At 61.4% G+C, this 1,626-nt stretch carries 1 protein-coding gene; it reads left to right on the top strand.

The features are described 5' to 3' along the window. Window positions 1-68 precede the first annotated feature (68 nt). Window positions 69-1,505: an IS1182 family transposase gene (locus ACOVRJ_RS01010; RefSeq protein ID WP_422042048.1), complete on the top strand. Its 1,437-nt coding sequence runs from the start codon at window positions 69-71 to the stop codon at window positions 1,503-1,505. Window positions 1,506-1,626: the final 121 nt, after the last annotated feature.

The raw sequence follows: 1,626 nt of genomic DNA, 5'->3' as shown, positions 1-1,626 counted from the left end.
CGAGGCTGTGTGGAAACTCTTTCGCACCGACAGAGTCGCAGTTCCAGCACTTGAGGCGGGAGCGATCAATGGGGCGATACGTTGAAGGCCAGGACCGAACGCAGAGCGTTCTGTTCCCCGAGCGACTCGATGACTGGATCCATGAGGACAGCACGGTCCGTGTCATCGATGTCTTCGTCGAGGAACTTGATCTGGGCAAGTTGGGCTTCGAGCGCGCTGCGCCTGCAGCGACTGGCCGCCCGGCCTACAGCCCGGCGACGCTGCTCAAGATCTACGTGTACGGCTACCTCAACCGGGTGCAGTCGAGTCGGCGCCTGGAGACAGAAGCGCAGCGCAACCTCGAACTGATCTGGCTGACTGGTCGATTGGCACCTGACTTCAAGACCATCGCCGACTTCCGCCGCGACAACGGCGAGGCCATCCGCAAGGTCTGCAAGGAGTTCGTGCTGCTGTGTCGCCGGATGAAGCTGTTCACCGACGGCATCGTCGCCATCGACGGCAGCAAGTTCAAGGCGATCAACAACCGCGACAAGAACTTCACCGACCGCAAGCTTGCCGCTCGCATCGAGCAGCTGGAAGAGAGCATCAAGCGCTACCTGGTCGAACTCGATCGCGCTGACCGCGACGCCGCAGCGGTACTACCTGGTCGGGTCGCCCACCTCAAGGACAAGATCATCCAGGTCAAGCAGCAGATCCAGGCATTGAACGAGATCGGCGAACAGATGAAGGCGTCCGAAGACGGACAGATCTCCTTGACCGATCCCGATGCGCGGTCGATGGCCACCAGTGGCCGAGGTACGGGCATCGTCGGCTACAACGTGCAGACCGTGGTCGATGCCAAGCACCACTTAATCGTGGCCCATGAGGTCACCAACGTGGGCCATGACCGCAATCAACTGGCGCACATGGCCAAGCTCGCCAAGGCAGCTACCGCGGAAGACGAGCTCATTGCACTGGCAGATCGCGGGTACTACGAGGGCTACGAAATCCTGGGGTGCGAACGTGCGGGTGTTGCCGCGGTGGTGCCCAAGCCGATGACATCGAACAACGCAGCAGCCGGCCTGTTCGACAAGCGCGACTTCGTGTACGACGACAAGGCGGACCAGTACCGGTGCCCGGCGGGCAGCATTGCCATCCACCGCATGACTTCCGAAGAGGCCGGCAAGATCCAGCACAAGTACTGGTCGTCAGACTGCCCTCGATGTCCCATGAAGCCGCGATGTACCACGGGCAAGGAACGGCGCATCTCGCGGTGGGAACACGAAGACATACTGGATGTCGTTCAAGAACGGCTCGAAGGTGCTCCTGAAGCCATGAGGCTGCGCCGTCAGACCGTCGAGCACGTCTTCGGCACGCTCAAGGGCTGGATGGGATCCAGTCACTTCCTGACCAAGACGCTGCCTCGGGTGGCCACCGAGATGAGCTTGCAGGTCCTGGCGTACAACTTGAAGCGGGTGATCAAGATCCTCGGTACTGAAACGCTGATCAGGGCGATGAGGGCGTAGGGCGAGAGCCCTTTTTGCTTCTTGCACTCGCGGCGCATCGTCAGCCTTTGACGACGCCCGCGTCAGTCACGTCAGGGAAGCCCGCCGTAGCTTCAAGTGCGCGCGTTTCCACACGGCCTCG

It is taken from the genome of Roseateles sp. (assembly GCF_049240545.1).
Classification (GTDB): Bacteria; Pseudomonadota; Gammaproteobacteria; order Burkholderiales; family Burkholderiaceae_C; genus Paucibacter_A.
The sequence above is the reverse complement of the archived record's forward strand: the minus strand, read 5'-3'. Positions and strand labels throughout refer to the sequence as shown.

Bases quoted from the DNA above. Each gene is read 5' to 3' on its own strand.
- ACOVRJ_RS01010 (WP_422042048.1), top strand. From the start codon at position 69: ATGGGGCGATACGTTGAAGGCCAGGACCGAACGCAGAGCGTTCTGTTC.